Consider the following 2,701-nt stretch of genomic DNA (forward strand, 5'->3'; position numbering starts at 1 on the left):
AAGTAGAAAAACATGGCTAGAAAATATAGATTTGTAAACTACATTACGATTATAGTCGTGTTTATCATGGCGAATAGTTGTGTGCAGAATGATGATTTTTCAATTCCTGATGGCTTGGGAGCTGAAGAAAATAAAGGCTTGGAAAACCTATTGGCCAGTGATGCCATTGAAATTCCGATAGCCGAATTAAAATTAAAATACAACAATAGGTATAAAACACCAGTGTTAATTGACACCGATATTTATATAAAAGGTTATGTAAGTTCTTCAGATAGAGAAGGTAATTTTTTTAAGGAACTATTTCTACAGGATGCACCTGTAAATCCTACTGCTGGCATAAAAATTATCCTCAATCAGGTGGATATTTATAACCAATATAATTTTGGAAGAGAGGTTTATATCAATTTAAAAGGCCTTTATATTGGCGAGGAACGTGTTGGCAATGGCCTAATCACTATTGGTGGTATAACGGCTACGGACCAATATGGAACTACCGTAAAATACCTAACCGAAAACCAGCGTAAACAAAACGTATTTCGTTCACAAAACACTTTTGAATTAGAACCTTTGCAACTCTATTTTTCAGAAGTTAGCATCAGTCACTTAGGGTTATATGTGCAATTTAATGATGTAGAATTTGCCGACCATTTAGAGGGCAAGCGCTTTTTTGATCCGGTGCAGGATTATGATACGCTCAGGGCGATGCAAATGTGCTCAAATGATATTGGTTATTCTTATTTTAACTTAGAAACCAGTTCTTTTGCATCGTTTAAAGATGCTTTGCTTCCGCTCGAAAATGGAACAATAAATGGTGTCATTTCAAAAACATTTGATGGCAGCGAAATTGTATTGGCGTTGAATAACCTTGATGATGTGAACCTAACCAAAAGTAGATGTGCACCTTTGCAAATTGAAGATTTTGATGTTGTATTTAAAGAAGATTTTGAAACGGCCGATGACGATGTAGATTTAAATTTTGAAGCTTGGACCAATTTTGCCCAAGCTGGAAAAGTGGCATGGAAAACGCACCATTCTGATGGTAATGGTTATGCTGAGTTTAATCCCATCGGATCTGGGAATACTTCCAATATTGGATGGTTGGTTATGCCAGGAATTCATAAAAACTCAGGATCTCACACCTATTTGAATTTTAAAGCGGCGCAAAATAATGTCAGATCGGCCAGTAATACTTTAGAACTTATGATATCTACAGATTATGACGGCAACAACGTAATGGAAGCAACATGGCATAGCTTAGATGCTATTTTACCGTCGCACAACACGCCATTAAATGAATTTATGGATTCTGGTTTAATTGACCTATCGGCTTATGAAGGAATTTTGTACATTGCCTTTAAAGTAACCGGCAACGGAAGAACAACCTCCTTGTCCGGTGCTTATCAAATTGATGATCTTTTCATTTTTGAAAAGGAATAAATCTTAATCGCACCAACATTATATGACCGTATTTGACCAACTGTTTTTCAATAGTTTTGACCATTATAAAAAAGGCACTTATAAAAAAAACGCCAATACGATTGCCGTTTATTATATCACTTTAGTGCAGATGTCATTGCTACTTGTGCTAGGTGTATTTTTTGCTGAATTTTTCAGTAAAATGCATGTCGTGACTATGACAAGTGGAAAAGCATGGAGCTTGTTTGTGGTCGTTTCAATTTTTATTTATTTTAAAAACTGGATGCGGTATGGCGGTAAAAAACGAAGAGTTTTAAATGCACTTCCCAAGAAAAAAACAAATTATAATATTTGGACTTTATGGTTTATCCCGGTGGTGGCCGTGTTTTTAGCTTTTCTCTTTCTGAAAATTTTTTAGTCCACTACCATCTATCTATCTATTTGTCTGTTTTTTAACAATAATTAATAAGAAAATTCGTTATCAAGAAAACTTAAACAGCACATTATGATAAAAAACTTTCTAACATTACTGGTTTTTGGAATTTCAGTATTATCATTCGGACAAAAGCCTGATACAACATTAAAAATGTCAGAGGATCATAATTTAAACAATCATGATTTATGGGACATTTTAGGGATAGAAGGAGTTCAATTTCAAAAAGCAATTTTTTCTGGAAACAACCTGAAAGGAAGAACTTTTCATTTAAAAGTTAAACAAATATGGGATGGTAAAATTGTTAGCGATAGTACAATAATTAATAGTGCAGATTTTCCTCTAGAGTATTTGAGAAAAATAGAAGATAGTATATTTGAAATAAAAGCCATTTCAAAATTAACTTCAGATAGTAAATTAAAAATGCATTTCGTTTTCCCTAGATTTACTTCTAATTCAAAGTTCGAAATATACAAACCAGAAGAAAACTCATATAGTTTAAGAAATCTTGCGTCAGAAAGCAATCTCGAAATAGAATATAATAAACCTATTGTCCTTTTTGCTCATATACTTCCCTATGATATGGGAAATGGAACGATGTCATATTGTGAAGTAGGAAGTAATGGAAAAGACATTGAAAAATGGGGTGAGAAATTTGGAATTAAGCATTATTTAATATTTGAATTGGAATTTAAATAACTCCTGCTAATAACTTATATGCCATGCCTTTTGGGACACTACGTATGGCTAAAACAAATTGAAACATTCCAAAAATAAACTCAAAAAAAACCTTATTTTTTCAACTGAATATATACCGGAAAATGATCACTAAAACCACCAAGATATTTTTTC

At 33.1% G+C, this 2,701-nt stretch carries 3 protein-coding genes; all 3 read left to right on the plus strand.

Annotated features, from left to right (window positions below; genetic code table 11):
* The first annotated feature begins 12 nt into the window (after nt 1-12).
* The 3 genes from VNJ50_RS10470 (at nt 13) to VNJ50_RS10480 (ending at nt 2,548) form a co-directional block, all read left to right on the plus strand.
* Nucleotides 13-1,437: a DUF5689 domain-containing protein gene (locus VNJ50_RS10470; RefSeq protein ID WP_325581623.1), complete on the plus strand. Its 1,425-nt coding sequence runs from the start codon at nt 13-15 to the stop codon at nt 1,435-1,437.
* A gap of 22 nt (nt 1,438-1,459) precedes the next feature.
* Nucleotides 1,460-1,834 (plus strand): hypothetical protein, encoded by a 375-nt coding sequence (locus tag VNJ50_RS10475; RefSeq protein ID WP_325581625.1) that lies wholly within the window; start codon nt 1,460-1,462, stop codon nt 1,832-1,834.
* An 87-nt stretch (nt 1,835-1,921) separates the two neighbouring features.
* Nucleotides 1,922-2,548 (plus strand): hypothetical protein, encoded by a 627-nt coding sequence (locus VNJ50_RS10480; protein ID WP_325581627.1) that lies wholly within the window; start codon nt 1,922-1,924, stop codon nt 2,546-2,548.
* Nucleotides 2,549-2,701: the final 153 nt, after the last annotated feature.

The sequence above is a fragment of the Gelidibacter sp. genome (assembly GCF_035577925.1).
GTDB lineage: Bacteria > Bacteroidota > Bacteroidia > Flavobacteriales > Flavobacteriaceae > Gelidibacter.

What these genes read in the sequence shown, in the direction of transcription:
- VNJ50_RS10470 (WP_325581623.1), top strand. Translation starts at nt 13, where the DNA reads ATGGCTAGAAAATATAGATTTGTAAACTACATTACGATTATAGTCGTG.
- VNJ50_RS10475 (WP_325581625.1), top strand. Translation starts at nt 1,460, where the DNA reads ATGACCGTATTTGACCAACTGTTTTTCAATAGTTTTGACCATTATAAA.
- VNJ50_RS10480 (WP_325581627.1), top strand. Translation starts at nt 1,922, where the DNA reads ATGATAAAAAACTTTCTAACATTACTGGTTTTTGGAATTTCAGTATTA.